The organism is Micromonospora sp. NPDC049282 (assembly GCF_043197045.1).
In the GTDB taxonomy this organism is placed as follows: domain Bacteria; phylum Actinomycetota; class Actinomycetes; order Mycobacteriales; family Micromonosporaceae; genus Micromonospora.
Map to the genome: position 1 here is coordinate 114,674 of NZ_JBICSL010000008.1, position 24,226 is coordinate 138,899.

The 24,226-nt window shown below is 72.7% G+C and carries 23 protein-coding genes, 1 tRNA gene and 1 pseudogene; 12 read left to right on the forward strand and 13 right to left on the reverse strand.

All coding sequences use genetic code 11. The annotated features are described in order from the left end of the window. The first annotated feature begins 5 nt into the window (after positions 1 to 5). The 3 genes and pseudogenes from ACGFI2_RS15355 to ACGFI2_RS15365 all read left to right on the forward strand — a co-directional run bounded on the left by ACGFI2_RS15355 (position 6) and on the right by ACGFI2_RS15365 (position 3,338). The gene (locus ACGFI2_RS15355; RefSeq protein ID WP_393516543.1) at positions 6 to 1,547 is read left to right on the forward strand and encodes an FAD-dependent oxidoreductase; all 1,542 of its coding nucleotides are present in this window, start codon (positions 6 to 8) and stop codon (positions 1,545 to 1,547) included. An 18-nt stretch (positions 1,548 to 1,565) separates the two neighbouring features. Beyond that, positions 1,566 to 2,684: a hypothetical protein gene (locus tag ACGFI2_RS15360; RefSeq protein WP_393516546.1), complete on the forward strand. Its 1,119-nt coding sequence runs from the start codon at positions 1,566 to 1,568 to the stop codon at positions 2,682 to 2,684. Between the two features lie 214 nt (positions 2,685 to 2,898). After that, positions 2,899 to 3,338, forward strand: a pseudogene (locus ACGFI2_RS15365) (HNH endonuclease). Between the two features lie 69 nt (positions 3,339 to 3,407). On the opposite strand, the gene ACGFI2_RS15370 reads toward ACGFI2_RS15365, so the two are convergent. Further along, positions 3,408 to 4,055: a TetR/AcrR family transcriptional regulator gene (locus tag ACGFI2_RS15370; protein WP_393516549.1), complete on the reverse strand. Its 648-nt coding sequence runs from the start codon at positions 4,053 to 4,055 to the stop codon at positions 3,408 to 3,410. Positions 4,056 to 4,124: 69 nt separating this feature from the next. On the opposite strand from ACGFI2_RS15370, the gene ACGFI2_RS15375 reads away from it, so the two are divergent. Then, positions 4,125 to 4,676: a peroxiredoxin-like family protein gene (locus ACGFI2_RS15375; protein WP_393516552.1), complete on the forward strand. Its 552-nt coding sequence runs from the start codon at positions 4,125 to 4,127 to the stop codon at positions 4,674 to 4,676. Positions 4,677 to 4,735: 59 nt separating this feature from the next. On the opposite strand, the gene ACGFI2_RS15380 is transcribed toward ACGFI2_RS15375, so the two are convergent. Both ACGFI2_RS15380 and ACGFI2_RS15385 read right to left on the reverse strand, forming a co-directional pair. Further along, positions 4,736 to 5,521, reverse strand: a complete 786-nt coding sequence (locus ACGFI2_RS15380; protein ID WP_393516555.1) for an enoyl-CoA hydratase/isomerase family protein — start codon at positions 5,519 to 5,521, stop codon at positions 4,736 to 4,738. Positions 5,522 to 5,598: 77 nt separating this feature from the next. Next, positions 5,599 to 7,998, reverse strand: coding sequence for a M4 family metallopeptidase (locus ACGFI2_RS15385; protein ID WP_393516558.1), 2,400 nt, complete (start codon positions 7,996 to 7,998; stop codon positions 5,599 to 5,601). Positions 7,999 to 8,170: 172 nt separating this feature from the next. Here ACGFI2_RS15385 and ACGFI2_RS15390 point away from each other — a divergent pair, with 172 nt between their 5' ends. Both ACGFI2_RS15390 and ACGFI2_RS15395 read left to right on the forward strand, forming a co-directional pair. Continuing rightward, on the forward strand, positions 8,171 to 8,626 hold the full coding sequence (locus ACGFI2_RS15390; RefSeq protein ID WP_393516561.1) for a hypothetical protein: 456 nt from the start codon (positions 8,171 to 8,173) through the stop codon (positions 8,624 to 8,626). Between the two features lie 98 nt (positions 8,627 to 8,724). Continuing rightward, a complete protein-coding gene (locus tag ACGFI2_RS15395; protein WP_393516564.1) occupies positions 8,725 to 9,381 on the forward strand; it encodes a type 1 glutamine amidotransferase domain-containing protein in 657 nt (218 codons plus the stop codon). Positions 9,382 to 9,409: 28 nt separating this feature from the next. On the opposite strand, the gene ACGFI2_RS15400 is transcribed toward ACGFI2_RS15395, so the two are convergent. The 3 genes from ACGFI2_RS15400 to ACGFI2_RS15410 all read right to left on the reverse strand — a co-directional run bounded on the left by ACGFI2_RS15400 (position 9,410) and on the right by ACGFI2_RS15410 (position 10,964). Beyond that, the gene (locus ACGFI2_RS15400) at positions 9,410 to 10,024 is read right to left on the reverse strand and encodes a histidine phosphatase family protein (protein ID WP_393516566.1); all 615 of its coding nucleotides are present in this window, start codon (positions 10,022 to 10,024) and stop codon (positions 9,410 to 9,412) included. A 68-nt stretch (positions 10,025 to 10,092) separates the two neighbouring features. Beyond that, positions 10,093 to 10,527, reverse strand: a complete 435-nt coding sequence (locus tag ACGFI2_RS15405; protein ID WP_393516568.1) for a VOC family protein — start codon at positions 10,525 to 10,527, stop codon at positions 10,093 to 10,095. A 35-nt stretch (positions 10,528 to 10,562) separates the two neighbouring features. Further along, positions 10,563 to 10,964, reverse strand: a complete 402-nt coding sequence (locus tag ACGFI2_RS15410) for a helix-turn-helix domain-containing protein (RefSeq protein ID WP_393516571.1) — start codon at positions 10,962 to 10,964, stop codon at positions 10,563 to 10,565. A gap of 179 nt (positions 10,965 to 11,143) precedes the next feature. On the opposite strand from ACGFI2_RS15410, the gene ACGFI2_RS15415 reads away from it, so the two are divergent. Both ACGFI2_RS15415 and ACGFI2_RS15420 read left to right on the forward strand, forming a co-directional pair. Beyond that, positions 11,144 to 11,806, forward strand: a complete 663-nt coding sequence (locus tag ACGFI2_RS15415) for a DUF4386 domain-containing protein (RefSeq protein WP_393516574.1) — start codon at positions 11,144 to 11,146, stop codon at positions 11,804 to 11,806. A gap of 143 nt (positions 11,807 to 11,949) precedes the next feature. Further along, positions 11,950 to 12,864: a hypothetical protein gene (locus ACGFI2_RS15420; RefSeq protein ID WP_393516577.1), complete on the forward strand. Its 915-nt coding sequence runs from the start codon at positions 11,950 to 11,952 to the stop codon at positions 12,862 to 12,864. A 98-nt stretch (positions 12,865 to 12,962) separates the two neighbouring features. On the opposite strand, the gene ACGFI2_RS15425 is transcribed toward ACGFI2_RS15420, so the two are convergent. Beyond that, a tRNA-Thr gene (locus tag ACGFI2_RS15425) sits at positions 12,963 to 13,039 on the reverse strand. 364 nt (positions 13,040 to 13,403) lie between these two features. Here ACGFI2_RS15425 and ACGFI2_RS15430 point away from each other — a divergent pair. Beyond that, positions 13,404 to 14,495, forward strand: coding sequence for an ABC transporter ATP-binding protein (locus tag ACGFI2_RS15430; protein ID WP_393516580.1), 1,092 nt, complete (start codon positions 13,404 to 13,406; stop codon positions 14,493 to 14,495). 56 nt (positions 14,496 to 14,551) lie between these two features. On the opposite strand, the gene rlmB is transcribed toward ACGFI2_RS15430, so the two are convergent. Next, positions 14,552 to 15,679, reverse strand: a complete 1,128-nt coding sequence (rlmB, locus tag ACGFI2_RS15435; protein ID WP_393516583.1) for a 23S rRNA (guanosine(2251)-2'-O)-methyltransferase RlmB — start codon at positions 15,677 to 15,679, stop codon at positions 14,552 to 14,554. Beyond that, positions 15,679 to 17,094, reverse strand: coding sequence for a cysteine--tRNA ligase (gene cysS, locus ACGFI2_RS15440; RefSeq protein ID WP_393516586.1), 1,416 nt, complete (start codon positions 17,092 to 17,094; stop codon positions 15,679 to 15,681). The genes rlmB and cysS overlap by 1 nt, the downstream gene beginning before the upstream one ends. Before the next feature lie 63 nt (positions 17,095 to 17,157). Between cysS and ACGFI2_RS15445 the strand changes: the two genes are divergently transcribed. Together ACGFI2_RS15445 and ACGFI2_RS15450 are read left to right on the forward strand one after the other, a co-directional pair. Beyond that, positions 17,158 to 17,805: an IclR family transcriptional regulator gene (locus ACGFI2_RS15445; RefSeq protein WP_393516589.1), complete on the forward strand. Its 648-nt coding sequence runs from the start codon at positions 17,158 to 17,160 to the stop codon at positions 17,803 to 17,805. A 1,209-nt stretch (positions 17,806 to 19,014) separates the two neighbouring features. Continuing rightward, positions 19,015 to 19,482 (forward strand): endonuclease domain-containing protein, encoded by a 468-nt coding sequence (locus ACGFI2_RS15450; RefSeq protein WP_393516592.1) that lies wholly within the window; start codon positions 19,015 to 19,017, stop codon positions 19,480 to 19,482. Positions 19,483 to 19,610: 128 nt separating this feature from the next. Here ACGFI2_RS15450 and ACGFI2_RS15455 read toward each other — a convergent pair whose 3' ends face one another. The 3 genes from ACGFI2_RS15455 to ACGFI2_RS15465 all read right to left on the reverse strand — a co-directional run bounded on the left by ACGFI2_RS15455 (position 19,611) and on the right by ACGFI2_RS15465 (position 23,047). Beyond that, positions 19,611 to 21,299: a S8 family serine peptidase gene (locus ACGFI2_RS15455; protein ID WP_393516933.1), complete on the reverse strand. Its 1,689-nt coding sequence runs from the start codon at positions 21,297 to 21,299 to the stop codon at positions 19,611 to 19,613. A 90-nt stretch (positions 21,300 to 21,389) separates the two neighbouring features. Then, the gene (locus ACGFI2_RS15460) at positions 21,390 to 22,088 is read right to left on the reverse strand and encodes an HAD family hydrolase (RefSeq protein ID WP_393516595.1); all 699 of its coding nucleotides are present in this window, start codon (positions 22,086 to 22,088) and stop codon (positions 21,390 to 21,392) included. Next, entirely contained in the window at positions 22,085 to 23,047 is a 963-nt protein-coding gene (locus tag ACGFI2_RS15465) for a DMT family transporter (RefSeq protein WP_393516598.1), read from the reverse strand. The genes ACGFI2_RS15460 and ACGFI2_RS15465 overlap by 4 nt, the downstream gene beginning before the upstream one ends. A 72-nt stretch (positions 23,048 to 23,119) precedes the next feature. Here ACGFI2_RS15465 and ACGFI2_RS15470 point away from each other — a divergent pair, with 72 nt between their 5' ends. After that, positions 23,120 to 23,665, forward strand: coding sequence for a CGNR zinc finger domain-containing protein (locus ACGFI2_RS15470; protein ID WP_393516601.1), 546 nt, complete (start codon positions 23,120 to 23,122; stop codon positions 23,663 to 23,665). Here ACGFI2_RS15470 and ACGFI2_RS15475 read toward each other — a convergent pair. Then, entirely contained in the window at positions 23,632 to 24,225 is a 594-nt protein-coding gene (locus ACGFI2_RS15475; protein WP_393516604.1) for a GNAT family N-acetyltransferase, read from the reverse strand. The two genes, ACGFI2_RS15470 and ACGFI2_RS15475, sit on opposite strands and share 34 nt — an antisense overlap. Position 24,226 lies beyond the last annotated feature (1 nt).

Consider the following 24,226-nt stretch of genomic DNA (forward strand, 5'->3'; position numbering starts at 1 on the left):
GGGGCGTGGGGCTGTCGCGAGTGGTTGGTCGACTCATCGGCGTACGTGAGCACGTGGTGGACCCGGGCGGCGGTGGCGCGCCCCGCGTGCCGCGGCCGACGTCGGCGCTCGTGGTGGGCGGCGGAATCGCGGGCATGTCGGCGGCGGTGGTGCTGGCCGAACGCGGGGTGGCGGTGACCGTGCTGGAGGCCGCGCCGCACCTCGGTGGCCGGCTCGGCGCCTGGCCCGAGGAACTGCCCGACGGCGCCCAGCTCAACGAGCACGGCTTCCACGCGTTCTTCCGGCAGTACTGGAACTGGCGGTCGATCCTGCGCCGGGTCGACCCGACGCTGGGTTTCCTCAAGCCGATCCCGGGCTATCCGATCCTGTCCGCGCAGTGGCCGGCCGAGGAGTTCGGCAAGCTGCCGCCGGCCCCGCCGGCCAACCTGCTGGCGTTGCTGCTGCGCAGCCCGAGCCTGCGCCTGGCCGACCTGCGCGCGATGGACCGGGACGCCGCGCTTCCGCTGCTCACCTACGATCCGGAGCGCACCTACGCGGAGTTCGACGAGCGGACCGCGGACGAGCTGCTCACCTCGCTGCGGCTGCCGGACCGGGCCCGGGCGATGCTCTTCGAGGTCTTCTCGCACTCGTTCTTCAACCACGAGGCGGAGATGTCGGCCGCCGAGATGATCGCGCAGTTCCACTTCTATCTGCTCGGCAACCCGGAGGGGTTGGCCTTCGACTGCCCGGACCAGGACTACGCGACGGCGATCTGGGAGCCGCTCACCCGGCACGTGGAGAAGCACGGTGGCCGGGTGCTGACCGGCGCCCCGGCGGCCCGCCTGGACCGTACGCCGGAGGGCTGGCGGGTGACCGGCGCGGACGGCGACACCTGGGCGGCCGGGCACGTGGTGCTCGCCGTCGACCCGCCGGCGCTCGCCGGGCTGGTCGCCGCCTCCCCCGGCCTGGTCGCGGCGGCGCCCGAGCTGGTGGCGCGGATGCCCGCGTTCGGCCGGCCCGGGCCGCCGTACGCGGTGGCGCGCTACTGGATGGACGGGGACGTCCGCCCGGAGCGGGCGGTGTTCAGCGGCGTGTCCCGCCAGCCGACGCTGGACTCGGTGACGCTCTACCACCGGCTGGAGGCCGAGCCGCGCCGCTGGGCGGAGCGCACCGGCGGCTCGGTGGTGGAGTTGCACGCGTACGCCTGTGAGCCGGACGTGCCGGCGGACGAGCTGGCCGCGCGGATGCTGCGGGAGCTGACCGCGCTCTGGCCGGAGGTCGCCGAGCTGCGGGTCCGCGAGTTGCGCGCCCGGGTCGAGGCGCAGGCCCCGGCGTTCACGCCGGGCAGCCACGCCGGCCGCCCCGGGGTACGCACCGACGCGCCGGGGCTGTACCTGGCCGGGGACGGGATCCGCACCGAGTTCCCGAGCGCGTTGATGGAGCGTTCGGCGGCCACCGGGATCATCGCGGCGAACCACATCCTGCGTGCCGAGGGCGCGGCGGCCGAGCCGGTGCGCTCGATCCGCCCACGCGGACTGCTGGCGCGAACCGCCGATAAACGGTCATAAAACGCATAAAGTCAAGCGGTGGGCACCGCGACGCGGACGGAGGACCGGCAGGACGAGCGGACCGCCGTGGTCACCGCGCTGCGCCTCGGCTGGTCCATGGCGGACGCCTACCACCACGCGCAGACCGCCGACCTGGCCGAGGACGGGGAGCGGCCGGCGACCGCTCCGGCGAAACTGTCCAACCTGACCGAGATGCCGGGACGGCACCGGCTCGGCATGCACCTCGACGGCGTCGACGTGGCACTCGCCCAGATCGCCCCGCTGACCCCGACCGGCCGCGTGCTGCCGTCGACCGACGCCGCGCGGCGGGCGGTCGGGGCGGACCGGGAGCCGCTGCTGCTCGCCCTCGACGAGCTGAACGTCGAGGTGCTGCGCTGGACCATGGCGACCAACCACCGGGTGGGGGTGGCGTACCGGCTCGGCCGCTCGCTCGCCGACACGGTCCGGCGCGGCGACGCCGCCGAGCTGGTCCAACGCTTCGGCGGGCGTCAGGTCCAGCTCAGCCGGTGGCTGGACGAGCTGGCAAGCGTGCTGCCGCCGTACTCGGCGGCGGTGGTGCGCCGTTCGCTGTCCGCCTGGACCGGCGCGGTCGGCCGGGCCACGGTCGGCGACCCCGGGGAGGCCGGGCTCGCAGAGCTGGCCCGCGAGCTGCGCAACCAGGGCGACCTGTGGCAGGACGTGCTCACCGGCGGCCTGCACCCGCGCGACCTGCTGGACGAGGAGAACTGGGCGGTGGTGGCCCGCAACGTCGTCATCCGGGACCGGAAGCTGGTGGCGCAGGCGGCCCGGGGCATCTTCTGGCCGGTGCTTGCGCCGCTGCTGGTGGTGCTCCTGGCGGTGGTCGGGGTGAGCACCGCGGCGGCGGCCGGCTCCCCCACCACCCGGACCGCGGTGGCGCTTGTCGGCCTCGGCGCCGGACTCACCGCCATCTGGCGGTCGATCTCCACCCCGACGCTGTCGGTGGCCGCCGAGGTGAACCGGCCGCTGCTGGAGAGCGAGCTGGTGGTGCAGATGAGCGCCCGGATCGACCGCCCGCTCGCCGCCGCCCGCCGGGCCGGGCGCGCCGGGCGGCAGCGGACACCGTCCGACGGCGGATCGAAATACGTTGCTCGCGTCTCCGGCGTGGATCTACCGTGAACGCGCAAGGTCAACCACCGTTCCAGGAGCCGTCAATGTCGCTGCGATCCGCCACCACGATGACCTCGTGGCTGCTCGGCGACGGTTGTCGGGAACACGGTCCATGGCTCGGAAGGCCCGACTGACGCGCGTCCACGCGCCCCGTCGTCGCCGCCCGGTCCCGTGGACCGGGCGGCTTTTTCGTCGCCACCACCGATCGTGAAGGGAGAACCCGGTGGACGCCGTCCTCGTCGTCAACGCCGACCTCGGCCCGCTGCACCGGGTCACCGTCAAGCACGCGATCCGGATGCTCTGCCGCCGGGTCGCCGAGATCCACGAGGCCGAGCCGGACCGGCTGATCGGCGTCTTCCCGCTGCCGCGGGTGGTCCGCCTCGTCCGGTACGTGGTGACGCGCTGGCGGTTCCGCACCGGCCCGGCCTGGTCCCGGGCCGGGGTGCTGGCCCGCGACGGCGGCGGTGCGCCTACTGCGACGGCCCGGCCAGCACGATCGACCACGTCCTGCCCCGCTCGCGCGGTGGCCGGAACACCTGGGGGAACACCACCGCCGCCTGCTATGCGTGCAACCAGCGCAAGGGCGACCGGACCCCGGCCGAGGCGGGCATGCCGCTGCGGCGGGAGCCGGCGACCCCGGGCTGGGTGACGCTGGCGCGGTGACGGACGGCCGGCGGGCACAGGGGGCGGTGCCGGGGTACGCCTCCGGCGCGGCGCCCGCCGGCCCCACCGTCACCGGTCGCCGGGCCCCGACGGTCGCCGGGCGAGCTGGCGGGCGAGCCCGTCGAGCAGGAGGTCGAGTCCACCACCGAACTCGTCGTCCGGGCCGACCGCGGCGGCCGCGCGTGCGGTCTCGGCCAGCAGCGGGAACTCCTCCCGGGGAAGTGCGGCGATGACCGCCGTGCCGGGGCCGCCCAGCCCGCCGAGGTGCTCCATCTGGATCGCCCCGACCACGTACGCGAGCAGGGCGCGGAACGCGACCACTCGCCGGGTGCCGGCGAAGCCGGCCCGGGTCAGCACGGCGAGCGCCGCCTCGCCCCAGCGCAGGATCCCGGGCGAGCGGTGCCGGTGCGCGGGGAGCAACGGCACCACGGCCGGATGGGCGCCGACCGCAACGCGCACCCGGTCGACCAGTGCCCGGATGCCGTCCGGCCACGGCACGTCGGTCGGGGGGCGCATGTCCACCCCGTCGAGGACCCGCTCGACGACCAGCGCCTCCAGCTCGTCGCGGTCGGCGACGTAGCGGTAGAGGGCCATCGTGCTGGTGCCGAGCTCCGCGCCGACCGCCCGCATGGTGAGGCCGGGAAGATTGTCCCGGTCGAGTACCGCGAGCGCGGCGTCGGCGAGCTGGGCGGGGGTCAGGGAACGGGGACGGGGCATGGCCTTGACAGCGTACAAGATACGCCTACGGTTGTAGGAGTACATCGTACGCCTATAACGGGAGAGCTCATGGACGTCGTCACCCTCCGCCACCTGACCAGCGTCACCGGCGCCGAGCTCGCCCTGCCGGACCCCACCCGCCTGGTCCACCTCCAGTTCCGACGGTTCGCCGGCTGTCCGGTCTGCAACCTCCACCTACGCTCGATCGTCCGCCGGCACGCCGAGATCGAGGCAGCCGGCGTCCGCGAGGTGGTGCTCTTCCACTCCCCCGCCGACGAGCTCCGGGAGCACGTCGCCGACCTGCCGTTCGCGGTGGTGGCCGATCCCGACCGGCGGCTCTACCGGGAGTTCGGCGTGGAGTCCTCGCGGCGGGCGCTGCTGGACCCGCGCGCCTGGCTGCCGATCCCGCGCGCCGTGGCGAGCGGCACCTGGCAGGTGCTGCACGGCCGGGAGCGGCTCCCGTCCCGCACCCCGCACGGCGGGCGGCTCGGGCTGCCGGCCGACTTCCTGATCGCCCCCGACGGCCGGGTGCTCGCTGCGAAACACGGCGAACACGCCTCCGACCAGTGGTCGGTCGATGAACTGCTCTCACACGTCAGCGAGAGCCGATCCGCGCGCTGACCACAGATCTCGGCGGTGTCCCGGAGGGTTTGGGTGCGCCTGTGGTTGCCAGAGCGACATCAGGTGCACCCGAACGGCGACGGACCCGGTGGCGGGGCCCAGTCGAAGCGCGGCGGTCGGCGCTCGTTGGCCGCCGCCACCCCCTCGCGGGCCTCGCCGCTCTCCCGCACCTGGGCGTACCACCAGGCGATCCGGTCGGCGTCGGCGCGCCCGTCGACGATCTCCTTGGCGGCGGTCACGGTGAGCCGGGAGCGCTCGGCCACGGTGGCGGTCAGCGCCGCCACCCGGTCGGCGAGCGCGGCGGCCGGGAGCACCTCGTCGATCAGGCCGATCCGCAGTGCGCGCTCGGCGTCGACGAGGTCGCCGGTGAAGAGCAGGTGCTTGGCCGCGGCCGGCCCGACCAGTCGGGCCAGCCGGCGGGTGGTCGGCGCGGGATAGACCAGGCCGAGGCGCGCCGGCGGTACGCCGAACCGGGCGTCCGCCGCGGCGAGGCGCAGGTCGCAGGCGACGGCGAGCTGGCAGCCGCCGCCGACGCAGGCACCCTCGACGGCGGCGACGGTGGGGCGGCCGAACGCGGCGAGCCGTTCCTCGGCGGCCACCGCGATGCTGCCGTCACCGGCGGCCAGCAGCTCGTCCAGGTCACCGAGGTCGGCACCGGCGCAGAACGTGCCGCCGGCGCCGGTGAGCACCAGCACCCGCACCGCCGGGTCGTCCTCCAGGTTGTCGAGCAGCACCGGGAGCCGGCGCCACATGGCCGGGGTCATGGCGTTGCGGCGGGCCGGGTTGTGGATCACCACGGTCGCCACCGGGCCGGTCACGGTGACGGTCAACTCCGCGTCGGACATGGGCCCGACCGTAACGGGCGGGGCCCGGTGACCACCCACGTGGGGTGGCCGCCGGGCCCCGGGGTCGGGCGGTCAGGTCAGGAGACGTTGACCGCGGTGTCGTCGACGACGAACGAGGTCTGCAGCGACGCGTCCTCGGTGCCGGTGAACTTCAGCGTGACCGTCTGCCCGGCGTACGAGGCCAGGGAGAACGACCGCTGGGTGTAGCCGGTGGCCTTGTTCAGGTTCGAGTAGGTCGCCAGCGTCGCCAGCACGGAGCCGGACGAGTTGAGCACCTGCACGTTCAGCTTGTCGTACTGCACGCTCGACGTGCTCTCCGCCGAGTCGATGTGCAACCAGAAGCTGAAGTTGTAGGTCGAGCAGCCCGACGGCAGGCTCACCGACTGCGCCAGCGTGTCGGTACGGGTGGTGCCGTAGCCGTTCAGCCACGCGTTCCAGGTCCCGCCGTGGGTCGGCTGGCCCTGCGAGCCGTACTGCCCGATCACGCCGGAGGTGGTGGTCCAGCCGGTGTTTCCGGACTCGAAGCCCGGGTTGCCGAGCTTCTGGCCGGCGCCGGTGCAGCCACCGCCGGTGCCGGTGACCGTCAGCGAGTACGAGGCGGTCTTGGCCCCGGACGTCGCATTGCCGGTGACCGTCACCGAGTAGGTGCCGGTCGGGGTGCTGGCGCTGGTGGCGATGGTGAGCGTGGACGAGCCGCCCGAGGTCACCGAGGCGGGGCTGAACGACGCGGTGGCGCCGGTCGGCAGGCCGGACGCGGAGAACGTCACGGTCTGCGCGGTCCCGCTGGTGGTGGCGGTGGCGACGGTGGCGGAGACGGAACCGCCCTGGGTCACCGACCCCGAGGTCGGGGAGAGCGACACGGAGAAGTCGTTGCCGGTGGAGCTGCACGGCGCGTCGTTGCCGGCCACGTTCACCGCGGTCCACGCCGCCTGGACGGTCTTGTACTCGGTGGAGCAGTTGCCGTACAGGTCGGTCGCCGCCTTGAGGGTGTACGCCCGGGCGGTGTTCGACGGCGTGGTGTTGTTGACGTACGAGGTGTTCGAGGTGAAGTACACGTCGAGCGCCCGGTACCAGATCTTCTCCGCCTTGGCCCGGCCGATGCCGGTCACCGCCGGGGCCGAACCGCAGACCGGCGAGGTGCCGTACGAGGTGGCGCCGGTGCCCTCGGCGAGGTTGAAGTAGAAGTGGTTGCCGACGCCGGAGGAGTAGTGCACGTCCTTGTTCTTCGTGCTGGTGGACCAGCAGGAGTCGGACGAGCCGTCCAGCGACGGGTTGTACATGTAGCGCAGCGGCGTACCGTTGCCGTTGATGTTGATCTTCTCGCCGACCTGGTAGTCGCCCGGGTCGCTCGGCGCGGCGGCGTAGAACTCCATCATGTTGCCGAAGATGTCGCTGGTGGACTCGTTCAGGCCACCGGACTCGCCGGAGTAGACCAGGCCGGACAGCGCCTCGGTGACGCCGTGGCTCATCTCGTGCCCGGCCACGTCCAGCGAGACCAGCGGGCGGGAGTTGCTCGACCCGTCGCCGTAGGTCATCTGGGCGCCGTCCCAGAACGCGTTGACGTAGTTGTTGCCGTAGTGCACCCGGCTCGGCACGCCCTGGCCGTTGCCGAAGATGCCGTTGCGCCCGTGCACGTTCTTGAAGTAGTCGAACGTCTTCGCGGCGCCGAAGTGGGCGTCCACCGCGGCGGACTGCCGGTTGGAGTTGGCGCCGGTGCCCCACGCGTTGTCGGCGTCGGTGAAGGTGGTGCAGGTGGACGTGCCGTTGTTCATGTCGCAGGTACGGCCGTTGCCGTGCGACGGGTCGATCATCTGGTAGGTGCTGCCGGAGAGCGTCGTGTCGATGCTGACCGAGCCGGTGTAGATGCCCTGGCCGCTGCCGACCACCGACTCGATCTCGTCGTACGAGCCGATCACCTTGCCGGTGGTGGCGTCGGTGACGACGTGCAGCTTCGACGGCGTCTGCTTGTCCGCCTTCCAGCCGGTGGCGACGGTCTCCCAGGCCAGCCGGCCCTTGCCGCTGCTGGCGTCGACGAACAGCTCGGGCGCGCCGACGGAGGTGAGGCTGCCGGTGAACGCCTTGCGCGCGCTGGACTTGGCCGCGGCCGCGCCGACCTTGGCGGTGGTGCCGAGGGTGAGCGGGGCGGACAGGCCGACCGAGGTGCCGGTCAGGGTGCCGTCGGGGGCGGTGTGGACGACGAAGTCACCGCCGTACACCCGCAGGCCCTGGTAGGTCCGGGTGTAGCGGGTGTGCGCCGCCCCGGAGGGGTCGACCTTGGTGCGGACGGCCCGGTAGGCCTCCCCGCCGGCGCCCTGGACGGCGCCGGGGTTGGTACGGATCAGGCTGTCGGCCCGGGCCGCCGCGGCGGGCTCGGGACTGGGGGCGTTGGGCGCGGCCGCTTGCGCCGTGGTGGTGACGCATGCCAGCACGCCGCTGGTGAGCAGCGCTGCGCTGACGGCGGCGACGGTTCTTTTCACGTGCCCTCCTGCAAGGAGATGTTGTGACGGGGGTAGTCACTGATGTAGATATAGCTGAGACATCGATGGGCGTGAAAGAGGGCGGCGGTTTCCCGTCTTAGACACTGACCGAACGGATGAGGGAGACGCGGTGGTCCGGAACCGGGTGGCCCCGTCGCGCGTCCGATCGGGTATGAGAGCAGCCCCCGCCGTGGCGGCCGCCGCCGCCGTCATCCTCACCCCGCTCGCCGGCTGCGCCCGGGTCGACACCCTGGCGCCCGTCGGCCCGGCCGTCACCAAGCTGCCCGGCGTCGAGGTGGTGCTCGTGCGCTCGGGCGGCATCGCCGGCCTGACCGACACCATCACCGTGCGGCCGGACGGCAGCTGGACGAAGACCGACCGGGCCGGCGCCGCCCGCGACGGCCGGCTCGCCGAGCCGGACCTCGACCGACTGCGACAGCTCGCCGCCGACCCGCGGCTCGCCGCCGAGGCGGCCGTCACCGTGCCGGCCACCATGTGCGCCGACGCGTTCAGCTACCGCCTCACCGTCGGCCCGACCAGCGTCGGCTACGTGGACTGCCCGCCGCAGGCCACCCCGCCCGCCGCCACCGCCGAGGTGGTCGGCCTGCTCACCCGCGCCACCGGCTGACCGCGCCGATCCAGGGGGCATCCTCACCTCGGCAAACCTGTCGTCGACGTGACGCTTGCCTCCTGGTCGGCTGTGTCTCGGCGCGCAAGCATGGTGACATGACTCGTGCACTGATCGCTCTGACCAGCCACTCCGAACTCGGCGACACCGGCCGCAAGACCGGCTACTACGTCGGTGAGGCCGCCGAGCCGTGGGAGGTCTTCCGGGCCGCCGGGTACGACGTCGACCTGGTGTCGGTGGCCGGCGGGGAGCCGCCGACCGACGGGCGGGACGCCGACGACAAGACCCAGAACGACTTCCTGGCCACCGCCGGCGTGACGGACACCCCGAAGGCCGCCGACGTCGACCCGGCCGGGTACGACGTGATCGTCTTCGCCGGCGGTCACGGCACCATGTGGGACTTCCCCGACGACCCGGACCTGGCCCGGATCGCCCGCTCGGTCCACGAGCGCGGCGGCGTGGTCGCCGCCGTCTGCCACGGCCCGTCGGCGCTGGTGAACCTCACCCTCTCCGACGGCTCGCGCCTGATCGCCGGTAAGCGGGTGGCCGGCTTCACCAACGACGAGGAGGCCGCCGTCGGCCTCACCGACGTGGTGCCGTTCCTGCTCGCCGACAAGCTCACCGAGGCCGGCGCGCAGCACGTCCCCGCGCCGAACTTCACCGAGCACGTGGTGGTCGACGGCCGCCTGGTCACCGGCCAGAACCCGCAGTCCGCGCGCGCCGTCGCCGAGGCCGTGGTGAAGCTGCGCGGCTGACCGACGCCGGGGCCCGGCACGGCGCCGGCTAGAACCGGTAGTCGTCGGGCAGGCCGGTGGCGCGCAGCTCGGGCGGCAGGTGGGCGGCGTCGTTCAGGGCGACCACCGTAGGGGGGCCGCCGTCGCTGTAGCGGATCACGGTCAGCGCGCAGTTGGCGTGGTTGAGCCCGATCCACCGGTGTGCCGGCGCCTCCAGCGCGTGGCGCACCAGCCAGGCCACCAGGAAGTTGTGGGTGACCACCAGCTCGCGGACGTCGCCCTCGGCGGGGGCGGTGGCGAACCGGGCCACCGCTCCCGCGGTCACGCGCGGCCCGTCCCGCCGCTCCCGTTCGGTGAACTGGGCGAGGAACGCCGCGTGGCGCTCGGGCAGGCCGGCCGGGTCGGTGTCGTGCGGCATGTGGTCGCCGGCGCGGTCGTCGGAGTGCACCGGGACACCGGGCATCTCGGCGGCGACAAGCGCGGCGGTCTCCGCCGCCCGGGCCAGCGGCCCGTGGTGCACGGCGTCGATCCGCGCCCCGCGCAGCCGCTCACCTAGCAGCGTCGCCTGCATGCGGCCCCGCGCCGACAGGCCGACCTCCGGGGCCTCCGTCCCGGTCTCCTCCTGCTCGCCGTGCCGGGCCAGGAACAACAGGCGGCTCGCCATCGGTCACCTCACCATGATCGGGAGAGCCGAATCTATCCGGCCCCCCCCTGATCACCGCTGCCCCGTGGTCAGCCGTTCGCCCACTGCTCGCGGGGGTGCATCTGGCCGATCCGGATCCGGTTGCCGAACGGGTCGCGGATACCGAAATCGATCCCGTACGGCCGGTCGGTCGGCTCGTCGGTGACCTCCACACCCTTGGCGACCAGGTCCGCGTACGCCTTGTGGGCGTCGTCGGTGGTGAGGAACAGGAAGCCGCCGGTGGCGCCCTTGGTGAGCAGCTCCCGGACCTGCTCCGCGGTCTTCGGGTCCAGCGCCGGCGGGCCCGGCTTCTCCAGCAGGATCTCCCGTTCGACGTCGCCCGGCACGTTCACCGTGAGCCAGCGCATGAAGCCGAGATCCTGGTCGGTGTTCACCTCCATGCCCAGCTTGCCGACGTAGAAGTCGAGCGCCTCGTCCTGGTCGAGCACATAGATCTGCGAGCGGGAAATCGAAGTCATCGTCATGCCGTCGACGCTAGAGCAATGCCCTGACCTGCTGCTTATCCAAAACTGCTCGGTCTGGTCCAGGACTTGGCGAAGCAGCTCGGCACGTTCGCGGCGGCGGACCGGTGCCGCCGGAAGTCGCGGGGCGACTGGCCGACGATCCCGCGGAACGTCCGGCTGAACGTGCCGAGGCTGGTGAAGCCGACGGCCAGGCAGATGTCGGTGACGTCCCGGTCGGTCTCCAACAGCAACGACATGGCCCGCTCGATCCGCCGGCGTTGCAGGTAGCGGTGCGGGGTCTCGCCGAACGTGGCGTGGAAGGTGCGGATGAAGTGCGCCTCGGACACGTGCGCGATCCGGGCCAGCGCGGGGATGTCCAGCGGCTGTGCGTACGCCCGGTCCATGGCGTCCCGGGCCCGCAGCATGGCCCGGTTGGACTCCTCCGTCGCACGGCTCATCGTGGTCAGGCTACGCCTGAAAGGCGGGGCCCCTTGTTAACGCATCCGGCATAGGAAGGGGCCCCGGTTAACACCCACCGGGACGTCTGACGCGGCGCGGATGCCCGAGCGGCCGATTCGCGACCGGGGATCAAGTCGTCATCATCGATAGGACGACGACGGCGGCGGAAGGGACACCGATGGACTCACTGCGGAAGACCTCGCTGGTCGCGGGCGGGTTCTACGTGCTCACCTTCATCTCGATCCCGACCGTCGCCCTGTACGGCCCGGTACGGGACGCGGACTACATCGTGGGCACCACGTCGGAAACCCCGGTGGTCGTCGGTGGGGTCCTCGAGGTGATCGTCGCCCTCGCCTGCATCGGCACCGCCGTCGCGCTGTTCCCGGTGGTCAGGCGGCAGGGCGAAGCCCGAGCGCTGGGCTTCGTCGCCGCTCGGGTCCTGGAGGCCGCCGGCATCTTCGTCGGCGTCGCGAGCATCCTGACGATCGTGGGGCTGCGGCGGGCCGGAGTCGGAGCGGACGCGCTGCTCACCGGCCAGGCGCTTGTCACCCTCTACGACTCGATGTTCCTGCTCAGCCAGAGCCTCATTCCGGCCGTGAACGCGCTGTTGCTGGGATCCCTGCTGTACCAGTCACGCCTCGTCCCGCGCCTACTTCCGGTGCTCGGGCTCATCGGAGCGCCCCTCCTCGTCGCGTCCGACGTCGGCGTCCTGTTCGACCTCTGGGACCGGCTGTCCCCGGTGACCGCGGTCGCGGCCCTGCCCATCGCGGTGTGGGAGTTCTCGCTGGGCGTCTACCTGATCGTCAAGGGCTTCCGACCGGAGCAGCACCCCGCCGGCTGACCTGCCGCCCTATCACCGGTCGGGCGACCGCCGACGAAAATGGGGCAGCGGCGACCCGCTCGCCTCTGCCACCATGGGCGCTCGCCACCCTCCGTGGCGAGGGGCGGACCATCCGCCTCAAAACGGGGTTCACGGGGAGGACCATGCGCACCACACTGTCCAGGATGCTGGCCGCCGTACTCGGGATGACCGCGTCCCTGGCACTCGTCGGGGTGCCGGCCCAGGCCGCCGCCGCCGGCTCCACCGCCACCGTGGCGGACCGGCTCGTGCTGGAGCCGACTGAGCGCGGCTACCGGGGCTCACTGGAGGTCGACCTCACCTACAACGGCACCGAGCCAGGACGCGCTCGTTACGTGATCACCGAGCCGATCCCCGGCTCCTACCAGAACGCGGAGTGGGGCGTGAGCTGCTACAGCAGCGGCGACTTCCTGCCGGACGGTCGGGTCAGGGTCGAGTGCGACGTGCCGGGCGGCGAACTCCAACCGGGCGAGCACCGCAGCTTCCGGGTGGACTTCTGGGTCCTCACCACGGTGCAGGCGTACGCCATGAAGGCCCGCAACGGCCAGCTCGCCGTGACGGTCGACGGCACGACCGTCACCGACGAGAGTTTCCGTACCCGGTTCCGCTCCACCACCGGCTCGCTCGCCGACCCGCAGCCGTACGTGCAGGACACCCAGCCCGACCTGTCCGTCTCCGTGGCCGGTCCGTTGACCATGGTGCGGCAGCCTGACGGCTGGTTCGCGGGCACCGTGCGGGTGACCGTCAGCGCCCACACCGACGCCCCCCACTCGGGCGTGACGATCACCGGTCGCGGCCTGCCGCCGGGCTTCGGCTGGCCGTGGACCGACGAGTGCAGCCACGAGTGTGTGCCCGGCGGTCCGATGGCGGAGGGCGAGGAGCGCACCTTCGACCTCCACCTCGACTACTGGGGCGACACGGTTGGTGACCTCGGCGAGATCAGTCTCGAGGTGCGAGCCGACCGGATGGTGCCTCAGCCGGACGCGAACCCGGCGGACAACGTGGCAACCTTCCAGGCCTTCACCACGGAAGCTGCCTGACCTCCGTCGCCCCCGTCGTGGCAGCGTGAACGCCATGGCGGGGGCGGCCGGTCGGAGGCGGGTGGTCGGACCGGACGGCCCGGGGGCCTGATGGAATTTGGAGCCCCCGGCCGGGATCGAACCGGCGACATCTCGCTTACAAGGCGAGTGCTCTGGCCAGCTGAGCTACAGGGGCGCGTGTGACCGGCTCAGCATAGCGACTGGGTCCCGGAAATCCCGCCTGGCAGCGCTCCCGACCACGGAAAACGTCAGTTTCCCGACCGGCCCGGCCGACGGATCGTCACCGGATCGCGCTCCTGGCCGGGAGATTGATGCCCTGACGTGCCCGGCTGACCGAAATGTGTATGCAGTCCGTCCCACCCGTTGCTCCTCGCCTTGGCACGATCGTGAAAGCCGTTTACGGTGCAGTGACACGGACGACACTCCGGCCGGCCCCGGCTGCTCGGGTGACGCCCCGTTTGGCCGGCACCTTGGGTGCCGGTCGCTCCTTCACTCGGATCGTCCGGCACGTTCCTGCCGGTGAAAGGAAGCGCTCCATCATGGCTACGGTCACTTACTCCAAGGCGTCCCGGATCTATCCGGGCACCGAGCGCCCCGCCGTCAACCAGCTCGACCTGCAGATCGGTGACGGGGAGTTCCTCGTCCTGGTCGGCCCGTCCGGCTGCGGCAAGTCCACCAGCCTGCGGATGCTCGCCGGCCTGGAGGACGTCGACGACGGCGCGATCTACATCGACGAGCGGGACGTCACCCACCTCCCGCCGAAGGCCCGCGACATCGCGATGGTCTTCCAGAACTACGCCCTCTACCCGCACATGACGGTGTACGAGAACATGGCGTTCGCCCTCAAGCTGCGCAAGACCTCGAAGTCGGAGATCGACCGGCGGGTCAAGGAGGCAGCCAACCTCCTGCAGTTGGAGGAGTTCCTCAGCCGCAAGCCGAAGGCGCTCTCCGGCGGTCAGCGCCAGCGGGTCGCGATGGGCCGCGCGATCGTCCGCGAGCCGCAGGTCTTCCTCATGGACGAGCCGCTGTCGAACCTCGACGCCAAGCTGCGCGTCCAGACCCGTACGCAGATCGCCTCGCTCCAGGCGAAGCTCGGTGTCACCACGGTCTACGTCACCCACGACCAGGTCGAGGCCATGACCATGGGTCACCGGGTGGCGGTCATGCTGGACGGCGTGCTCCAGCAGGTGGACACCCCGCGGGCGCTCTACGACACCCCGTCCAACGTCTTCGTCGCCGGCTTCATGGGCTCCCCGGCCATGAACATCAAGACGGTGCCACTGACCGAGCAGGGTGGCGCGTTCGCCGAGATGATCCTGCCGCTGACCCGCGAGCAGATCGCGGCGGCCCGTGGCGAGGGTGGCGACGGCAAGGTCACCGTCGGCTTCCGGCCGGAGGACTGCGACCTGGTGAGCCCGTCCGAGGGCGGCATGCCGGTCGTGGTCGAGCTGGTGGAGGACCTCGGCTCCGACGCCAACATCTACGGTCACGCGGCGCTCGAGGGCCACAACGAGCGGTTCGTGATCCGCACCGACCGGCGCAGCATGCCGAACATGGGCGACACCGTGTTCGTCAAGCCGCGCATCGGCCGCAACCACGTCTTCCACGCCGTCACCGGCCAGCGGATCTGACGTACGCGAAAAAGGGGCGGCCCGCCACGGCGGACCGCCCCTTTTCGTGCTTGTGGTCAGGCCTCGACGGCGCGGCGGCGGGCGACCTCGGCGAGCGTGACCGCGGCGGCGACGCTGGCGTTGAGCGACTCGACGTCGGAGACCATCGGGATGCTGACGGTCAGGTCGCAGGTCTCGCCGACCAGGCGGGACAGGCCACGGCCCTCCGAGCCGACCACCACGACCAGCGGGCCGACCGCGGCTTCCAGGTCGTACAGGTCGGTCTGCCCGTCGGCGTCCAGGCCGACCACGACGAAGCCGGCCTCCTTGCACGCCTTGAGCGACCGGGTCAGGTTGGTGACCTGGGCGACCGGGACGCGCGCGGCCGCGCCGGCGCTGGTCCGCCAGGCGGTCGCGGTGATCCCGGCGGCACGCCGCTCCGGTACGAAGACACCCTGGGCGCCGAACGCGGCGGCCGACCGGATCACCGCGCCGAGGTTGCGCGGGTCGGTGACCCCGTCCAGCGCGACCAGCAGCGGGGCCGCCTGCTCCAGCGCGGCGGTGACCAGGTCCTCGAACGGCTCGTAGGCGAACGGCGGCACCTGGAGGCCGACGCCCTGGTGCAGCACGCCGCCGGTCATCCGGTCCAGCTCGGTGCGGCTGACCTCGAGGATCGCGATGCCCCGGTCGGCGGCGGTGCGGACGATCTCCTTGACCCGGTCGTCGACGTCGATGCCCTGCGCGGTGTAGAGCGCGGTCGCCGGCACCTGCGTGCGGAGCGACTCCAGCACCGGGTTACGCCCGACGAGCAGCTCGGGGCTGTCCTTCGCCGGGTTCGACTTGCGGCCCGGCGCGACCCGGGGCCCACCGGAGCGGCCGGCCGGCTTGCCGCCGCCACTGCGGCCCTTGGCGTTGGGTACGCCCCGGCCGCCGCCCTTGCCCCAGGTGGTGTCCTTGCTGCCCGGCTGACCGATCTTGGGCGCGCGGCCCTCCTCGGCGGCGGCACGGCGCTCCTTGTCCTGCTTCCAGGCGGTGCGCTGGGGCAGCTTCTCGGTGCCCGAGTAGGCCTTGTGCCAGGGACGCTCGTCCGCGGGCAGGGTGCGACCCCGGCCGGCGAGGGAGTCCTTGTTCTTGCCACCGGTGCCCTTGGGGGCGCCCGCCTTCGGCGTCAGTCGCCGGCCACGGCGCTGTGAGTTGCCGGCCATCAGTCCTGCTCTCCAATAGTCCAACGCGGGCCCTGGGGGGTGTCCTCGACGACCACGCCGGCCTGCTTGAGCTGGTCGCGTACGGCGTCGGCGGCGGCCCAGTCCTTGCGGCCTCGGGCCTGCGCGCGCTGCTCCAGGGCCAGCGCGATCAGTGAATCCACCACGCCGCGCAGGTCGCCCGCGCGGTCGGCGCCGGTCCAGGCCGGATCCAGGGGGTCGACGCCGAGGATATCCAGCATCGCCCGGGCAGCGGCGAGCGTCGTGCGGACGGTCACATCGTCGCCGCCGCTCAGCGCCGTGTTGCCGTCCCGGACCACCTCGTGCAGCACGGCGAGCGCCGCCGAGGTGTTGAGGTCGTCGTCCATCGCCGCCGCGAAGGCGTCCGGCAACCCGTCGGGCCGGCCCGCGCCGACCCGCTCGGCCGCCCGTTGCACGAAGCCCTCGATCCTCCGGTACGCGACCGCGGCCTCACGCAGCGCGTCCTCCGAGTAGTCGATGTGGGACCGGTAGTGCGCGGCGGCGTAGTAGTAGCGCAGCTCCACCGGGCGCACCCCGAGCGAGGCCACGTAGTCGAGGTCGAGCGTGTTGCCCAGCGACTTGCCCATCTTGGTGCCGCCGATGCCGAGCAGGCCGTGGTGCACCCAGTAGCGGGCGAACGGCAGGTCGGCGGCCTGCGACTGGGCGATCTCGTTCTCGTGGTGCGGGAACGTCAGGTCGAGCCCGCCGCCGTGGATGTCGAACTCGGCGCCCAGGTAACGCCAGCACATCGCCGAGCACTCGATGTGCCAGCCGGGCCGGCCGCGACCCCACGGCGACGGCCAGGAGGCGTCGGCCGGTTCGCCCGGCTTGGCGCCCTTCCAGAGCGCGAAGTCACGCGGATCCCGCTTGCCCCGGTCGGGGGCGTCCCCGGCGGGCTGCATGTCGGCCGGGGACTGCCCGGACAGCGAACCGTAGGCCGGCCAGGAGGCCACGTCGAAGTAGACGTCGCCGGAGTTGTCGCCGGCCGGGTAGGCGTGCCCGGTCTCGATCAGGCGGGCGATCAGCTCGTGCATCTCCGGGACGTGCCCGGTGGCCCGCGGCTCGTAGGTCGGCGGGAGCACGTTCAGCGCCCGGTAGGAGGCGGCGAGGATCTGCTCGTTGGCGTACGCGATCGACCAGAAGGGCTGGCCCTGCTCCATGGCCTTGGCCAGGACCTTGTCGTCGATGTCGGTCAGGTTGCGGATGAAGGTGACCTCGAACCCGTTGGCGACCAGCCAGCGACGCAGCACGTCGTAGTTGACGCCGGAGCGAAGGTGGCCGATGTGCGGGGGTCCCTGGAGCGTGAGACCACACAGGTAGACCCCCACCTTGCCGGCTTCCCGCGGGACGAAGTCCCGCACCGATCGGGTGGCGGTGTCATACAGGCGTAGCGTCACCTCACAAGGGTAGCCGTCCGCACATTTCGAGGTTGGCCGGAGCCGGGTCGTACGCTGCGTGCTGTGGACACGGCGGCACGCTCGGGAGAGACCGCGCAGACCCTGGACCGGGGTCTGCGTCTGCTGCACCTCGTCGCGGACGCCCCGGGCGGGCTGACCGTCACCGAGGCGGCGCACCGGCTGGGCATCGGCCGGGCGGCGGTCTACCGGCTGGTCGGCGCGCTGGCCGGGCACGGCATGCTCCGGCGCGACGGCGAAGGCCGGCTGCGGATCGGCGTCGGCGTGCTGCACCTGGCCCGCCGCGCCCAGCCGCTGCTCGCCGAGGGCGCGATGCCCGCGCTGCGCCGGCTCGCCGAGCAGACCGGGGCGACCGCGCACCTGACCGTGGTCGAGGGCGGCGAGGGGGTCGCGCTGGCAGTGGTCGAGCCGAGCTGGACCGCCTTCCACGTGGCGTACCGGACCGGCTCCCGGCACCCGCTGGAGCGGGGCGCGGCGGGCCGGGCCGTACTCGCCGGACGGGCCGGCGATCCCGGACCGGTCAGCACCAGCGGTGAGCTCCAATCCGGGGCGTACGGGGTGGCCGCGCCGGTGCTCGGGGTGCCGGGGCTGGAGGGGAGCGTCGGCGTGGTGTCACTGACCGCGCTCGACGTGACCGAGGTCGGCGCCCAGGTCACCGCCGCCGCGGAGGCGGTCGCCGCCGCGCTCTCCTGACCGACTCGCCCGGCTCCGTGTGGCGCCAGCTCGGCGAGGTGGCGGGATCCCACCCACCCCGGCCCATCAGCTCGGCGAAGTGGCGGCATCAAGGCCCACCGGACACCACCACCTCGGCGAAGTGGAGACGATCATTCAGTGACCCGGCCCGGAGACGCGGTGACTACGCCACCACCTCCGCCATCGGCCCTCGGCAAGCACGTGCCCCCGCGATGTGTCCACCGTTCACCATTGCGCCGAGGTGGCGGCATCGGAACGGGACGGATACCGCCACTTCGGCGAAGTGAAGTCGATCTTCGGGTAGATGGACGCGTGGTGTTAGCACACCGACGGGCCGCGTGGTGGTTGTCCACAGGGTGCGGCGGTCAGGGTCGGCAGTGGTTGTCCACAGGGATGGAGACGGCGGCGGGTCCGGCTCACGCTGGACACATGCCACCTCATCCACATCGGCCACCGCAGTTGGTCTGGCAGGTCTTCCGTGGCTCGGACGCGGTCCGCCGCGGGCTGCTGTCCCGACACCACCTTCGGGGCGCGTCCTGGGTCCGGCTGCGGCAGGACATCTACGCCGATGCCCGCCTCGATCGCGACCACGCGCTGGCCTGCCGGGCCGTGCTGCTCCGGATGCCACCCGGCACCTTGATCGCCGGGCCGTCCGCGGCCTACCTGCACGGGGTCGAGCACGCCGCCGACTTCACCGACGACGTGCACGTCCTGCTTCCGGCCACAGTCCGGGCCGATTCCCAACCGGGCGTCCGGGTGCACCACGCGCCGATGTCCGGCACCGGCAGTGGCCTCCTGGTCCCCGCCGCCGATCCCGGAGCCGACGGCCCCGGAGCCGCCGCTCCCCGAGCCGCCGCCTCCCGAGCCGCCGCCTCCCGAGCCGCCGCTCCCCGAACCGCCGCTCCCGGAACCGCCGCTCCCGGAACCTCGCCGAGATCGGCTCCCGTTACCACGCCGATCCGCGGCACCGCGCCAAGCGGCACCGCGCCAAGCGGCACCGCGCCAAGCGGCACCGCACCGAGCAGCGACCGCAGGCCGCTCACATCGGTCCGGCCCTCGGATGTGGTGACCCTGACGGCGCCGGTTCGGAGCCGTCCGCCGTGCGCTACCGACGCGCCGCCCCCGACCTCGCCGACCGGCGCGCACCGGCCACCACCTCGCACCGAGCCTGCCGCGTGCGCCTGGGAGACGGCGGTCTGGGCCGATCCGGTGAGGGCGGTCGGCGTCATCGACGGGCTGCTGCGTATCGGGGTGGTCAACCGGTCCGGGCTGGCCACCGAGGCGGTCCGCAACGCCGGCCGGCCGGGTGGCCGCCGGGCGTCCTGGGTGTTCGGCCTCACCGACGGCTGCGCCCAGTCACCACCCGAGTCCCACCTGCGGGTGCGGCTCATGCTCGCCGGGCTCCCGCGACCGGTGGCGCGGCATCCGGTACGCGTGTCCACCGGCCTCGTCCTGCATCCCGACCTCGCCTGGCCGGAGTTCCGGGTCGCCGTGGAGTACGACGGTCAGTGGCACGCCGATCCCGACCGGATGCACCTCGACCGGCGCCGGCTCAACCAACTCGTCGAGGCGGGCTGGCTGGTGCTGCATGTGACCGGCCGACGCCTGCGCCAGGAGTTTCCCGCCCTGGTCCGCGAAATCCGCGCCGCCCTGGTGGCCCGGGGTTGGCGGCCGTGACGAGCCGGTGTCGCTGCAACTGGTCGCGCCGGCGACCGGCGACCGGCGGGATGGTCACTGCGCGCAGTCGCGGCACGGAGAAGCCCGGGCGACGTAGGTCGCCCGGGCTTCTCGATGGTGCGGAGTGGTTACGGTCGCGCGTTGGGCTTCAGCGGGGTCTTCACCGCCGCGAAGGCGTCCACGATGCCATAGCCGTAGAAGCCGTTGAAGTTCAACGAGCCCGCGCAGTACGCGTCGAACTCGGCGTTGCGGCCCTCGTTGGTGTAGGTCTGCAGCCGCGGCTCCGGGCAGGCGTGTTCGGCCGCCGTCCGGTAGAGGTGCTGCTCGACCAGGTCCGGCGCCATGCCGTAGCCGTCCCGGCCCTGCTTCTTGCCCCACCGGCTGACGATCAGCGCGGCCACGCCGGCGGCGTGCGGGGACGCCATCGAGGTGCCCTGGAGGTAGGTGTAGTAGCCACACTCACCCTTGGCGTTGCACTGCTTGAACACCGAGTTCTCGAAGCCGGCCACGATGTTGCCGTTCTCGTCGACCGACCCCTCCTCCTGCAGCACCTTCTTCGGGTACGTGGAGAGGATCATGTTGGCGTCGGCACGGTAGGTGTCGGTGCCGAAGCCGTCCCGGAACCAACCGCCCGGCGCCGCCACCGAGGTCTGCTCGGTGCCGTAGTTCGAGTAGTCGGCCTTCTTGCCGGACGGGCCGACGGACGACACGCTGATCACGTGCGGCCCCTCGGTGGGCAGGTCCCAGCAGCTCGCGTTGTCGATCGGCCGCGGGTACGGGTCGGCGCCGTAGTCCGGGCTGCTCACGTCCGTGCGCGGGTCGCCCAGGTCCTCGTGGTTGTTGCCCAGCGCGCCGACCAGCGTGACGCCCTTGCGGTGCGCGAAGGTCAGCGCCCGCTTCATGGCCTCGATGATGGTCCGCTGCTCGGCCTGCGCCTCCGGCGAGTCGGCCGGGTTGGCGGCGCAGTTGTAGAGCCACGGGTCGACGTAGAACGACATGTTGACCACGTCGAGCCCGGAGCGGCCCGCGTGCACCAGCGCGTTGACCACCGGGTTGAGGAAGAAGTAGCCGCTGTCCTGGCCACCCTTCAGCTCGACCAGGGAGATCTTCGGGGCCACGCCGGAGAGGCCGAAGCCGTTGGCGGCGGCGCCGATCGTGCCGGCCACGTGCGTGCCGTGGCCGCCGTCGTCGGTGCCGACCGGGTCGAGGCAGCTCGCCACCTCGCACGGGCCGTCGACGTCGGCGATGTCCGGCGCGAAGTTGCGCGACAGCGCCCAGTTGAAGTTCGGGGCGAGGTCGGGCTGGCTGGCGTCGACGCCGGTGTCCAGGACGCCGACGGTCACCCGGCGGTCACCCGGCTCGATCTTGCGCGCCTGGTCGGCCCGGATCATGTCCAGACCCCAGAGCTTGTCGTCCAGCGGGTCCATCTTCCTGGCGTTGCCCTTGGCGGCCTTGCCCTTGCTCGCGACGGCAGCGAGCAGGTGTTCCTGCTCGACCCGGTCCAGCTTCGGCTTGCGCCCGATCGCCTTCTCCTCGGCCGCGCCGACCAGCGCTCCGGCGGCGGTGGCGCGGCTGGCGAAGTCCGCCCGGTCGCTTGTCACCTGGAAGAGGCCGACGTCGTCGGTGCGGGAGACGACCGTGCCGCCGGCCGCCTTGATCGCGGCGATCGCGGCGTCGGTGGAGACGCCGCTCTCGGCCAGCACGGTGAAGGTCCGGGTGTCCGACGGCGCGGCGGTCGCCGGGACGCCAAGACCGGTCACCGTGAGTGCCAGCGAGGCCGCGACCGCGACCGCGCCGGCGGTGAAGCGCTTGCTCACCACATTCAGATCCTCTCGTTGAGGGACGTGGCAGTCATCCCACATCACGGGAGCGGGTTTCGCCAGGTGTGCGCCCGGAATGGTCGGCAATCAGGCATTCGTGCTCGTCACATCGACAAGCACCCCCGGCAGGTCGCTCAACGTGGACACCTCGGCGTCGGGTTCGAGGCCGGGCGGGCGGGGCAGGCCGGCCCGGTTGAGCCAGACGGTCCGCAGGCCGGCCCGCTGGGCGGCGACCACGTCGTGCTCCGGCGAGTCGCCGACGTGGACGATCCGGCCGGCGGGCAGCCCGGCGGCTGCCACCACGCCGGCGAAGAACCCGGGTGCCGGCTTCTTCGGCAGGCCGCCCTCGTGCGCGTACAACGCGAAGGCGAACTGCCCGGCGAGGCCGCAGCGTTCGGCGCGGCTGTTGCCGTTGGTGGCGAAGCCCAGCAGGTGGTGCGGGCGCAACGCGGCAAGCGTCGGCAGCGCGTCCGGGAACGGCCGGCTCAGGGCGTACCGGCGGGCGAAGAAGAGCGCGGCGAACTCGTCGAGGTGGGCGCCGAGCCCGGCCCGGGCCAGCGACCGGGCCAGCGCGGCACGCCGGATCTCCTGCACCGGGGCGGCGCTGAGCGCGCCGAAGACCGAACCCCAGTCGCCCTCCAGGTCCGCGAGCGAGACGTCGGCCGCCGCCGGGGTCCGCCGCCGCATCTCCTCGAGTACGGCCGCCAGCGCGCCGGTGACCGCCGGGCGCAGGTCGATCAGGGTTTCGTCGGCGTCGAAGACGACGGCGGCGCGGGGCGCGCTCATCGGTCGCCGCTCAGCGCGGGCTCCGCCGGGGCCGGCGCGACCGCCTCCGGGGCGGACCGCATCTCGTCCACCCGGACCAGGGCGACACCACCGACGATGAGCACCCCGCCGGCCAGCTGGACCGCGGTCGGCAGCTCGTTCAGCACCAGCCAGGCGATGAGCACCGCGAACATCACCTCGGTCAGCCCGACGAACGAGGAGAGCCGGGCGCCGAGCAGCCGCGTGCCGGCCACCCCGGTCAGGTAGGCGACCACGGCGGCGACCAGCGACAACCCGGCGATCGGCACCAGCCAGCTCACCCGGTGGCCGGCGAAGCTGACGTCGGCGGTGCCGGCGGCCAGCGGAAGCGCCCCGACCGCGCCGAGCAGCAGCAGCGCCAGGGCACCGACAGCCATGCCGCCGCTGGCCATCACCACCGAGGGCAGCGCGTCGTCGAGGCGTCCGGCGATGACGAAGTAGCCGGCCAGTCCGATCCCGGCGCCGAGGCCCCAGAGCACGCCCACCGGGTCGAGCCGGCCGGCGCCGGTGAGGTCGAGTACGAACACCAGGCCCAACAGCGCGGTGAGCGAGCCGGCCACGGTCAGCCGCCGGGGACGCTGGCCGTGTACCAGCCACATCCACCCGACCACCAGCACGATGCCGAGGTATTCCAGCAGCAGCGCGACGCCGACCGGCAGGTAGCGGACCGCGTTGAAGAAGCACGCCTGGGCCATGGCCACGCCGAGCAGCCCGAACAGCACCACCGTGAGCGCGTTGCGGCGCAGCACCGGCCACCGGCGGCGCAGCGCCAGCAGGGCGGGCACGGCCAGCACCAGGGCGGCGATGCCGACCCGGGCGATCACCACCGCCACGGCCGACCACTCGCCGGTGATCAGCGGCCGGGCGAACGTGCCCGAGGTGGCGAACGTGAGCGCGGAGAGCAGGGCCAGGCCGAGCCCGGCGCCGGACCGTTCACGCATCGGCAACTCCCGGTCATGAGTGAAGGAGCGTTACGCTGATGACGCTAGGGGCACCGTCCGACAGGAGTCAAGTTGCTTTTCGCTCATGACACCGAGTGCGCGCTGGTCGCCGCCGCCGCACTGGTGAACACCGCCGACCCGGATCGGGAGGGCCTGCCCGACGTGGCCGCGCTCGACCGGTTCTTCACCGCACACGGGTGGAGCGGCCGGCACGAGCACACCGCCACCGAGCTGCGCCAGGTCCGCGCGCTGCGACCCCGGCTGCGCCGGCTCTGGGACGCCGACACCGACGAGCTGGTGGAGATCGTCAACGCGCTGCTCCGCGAGTCTCGGGCGCTGCCGCAGCTCATCCGGCACGACGACGAGCCGTACCATCTGCACGCCGTGCCCCGCGACGCGCCGCTGGCGACCCGGATGGCGGTCGAGGCCGCGATGGCCATGGCCGACCTGGTCCGCACGAACGAGCTGAGCCGACTGCGCCACTGCGACCACCCCGACTGCGACAACGTGCTGGTCGACCTGTCGAAGAACCGGTCCCGCCGGTTCTGCGACGGTGGCTGCGGCAACCGGGCCGCGGTCAGCGCCTACCGGGCACGCAGGGCGGCGTCCCACTCCTGACGCACCCCCGGCCAGTCCCCGGCGAGCAGCTCGTATTCGACCTCGCCGTGCTCCGTACCCGGAATGGGGTCGTCGAACGTCAGGTGGAACGTGCGGACGTAGCGCAACCCGGCCCGGGCCATCACCGCCCGGGACCGGTCGTTCACCGCCATCGTCTGCGCCCACACCCGACGGACACCGACCGTGTCGAACGCGTGCCGGACCAGTGCCCGCGCCCCCTCGGTGGCCAGACCGTGCCCCCAGGCCGGGCGACGCAGCCGGTAGCCCAACTCCCCCTCGGCGCCGTCGTCGGACGGGTCGAGCGCGAGCCAGCCGAGGAACTCACCGGTGAACCGGTCGAGCGTGGCCCAGCAGCCGAGGCCGGGACAGCGGTCGTACTGCGCGAGCAGCCGGGGCAACATCTCACTCCGGATCGTCGCGGCCGGCGTCGCCGCGCCGTTGGTCAGGAACCGCATCACCTCCGGGTCGGCGTCCAGCTCGACCAACCGGTCCACGTCGTCCATGGTCAACCGGCGCAGCGTCAGCCTTGCGGTCTCCAGCAAAATCCGGTTGTCAGACACG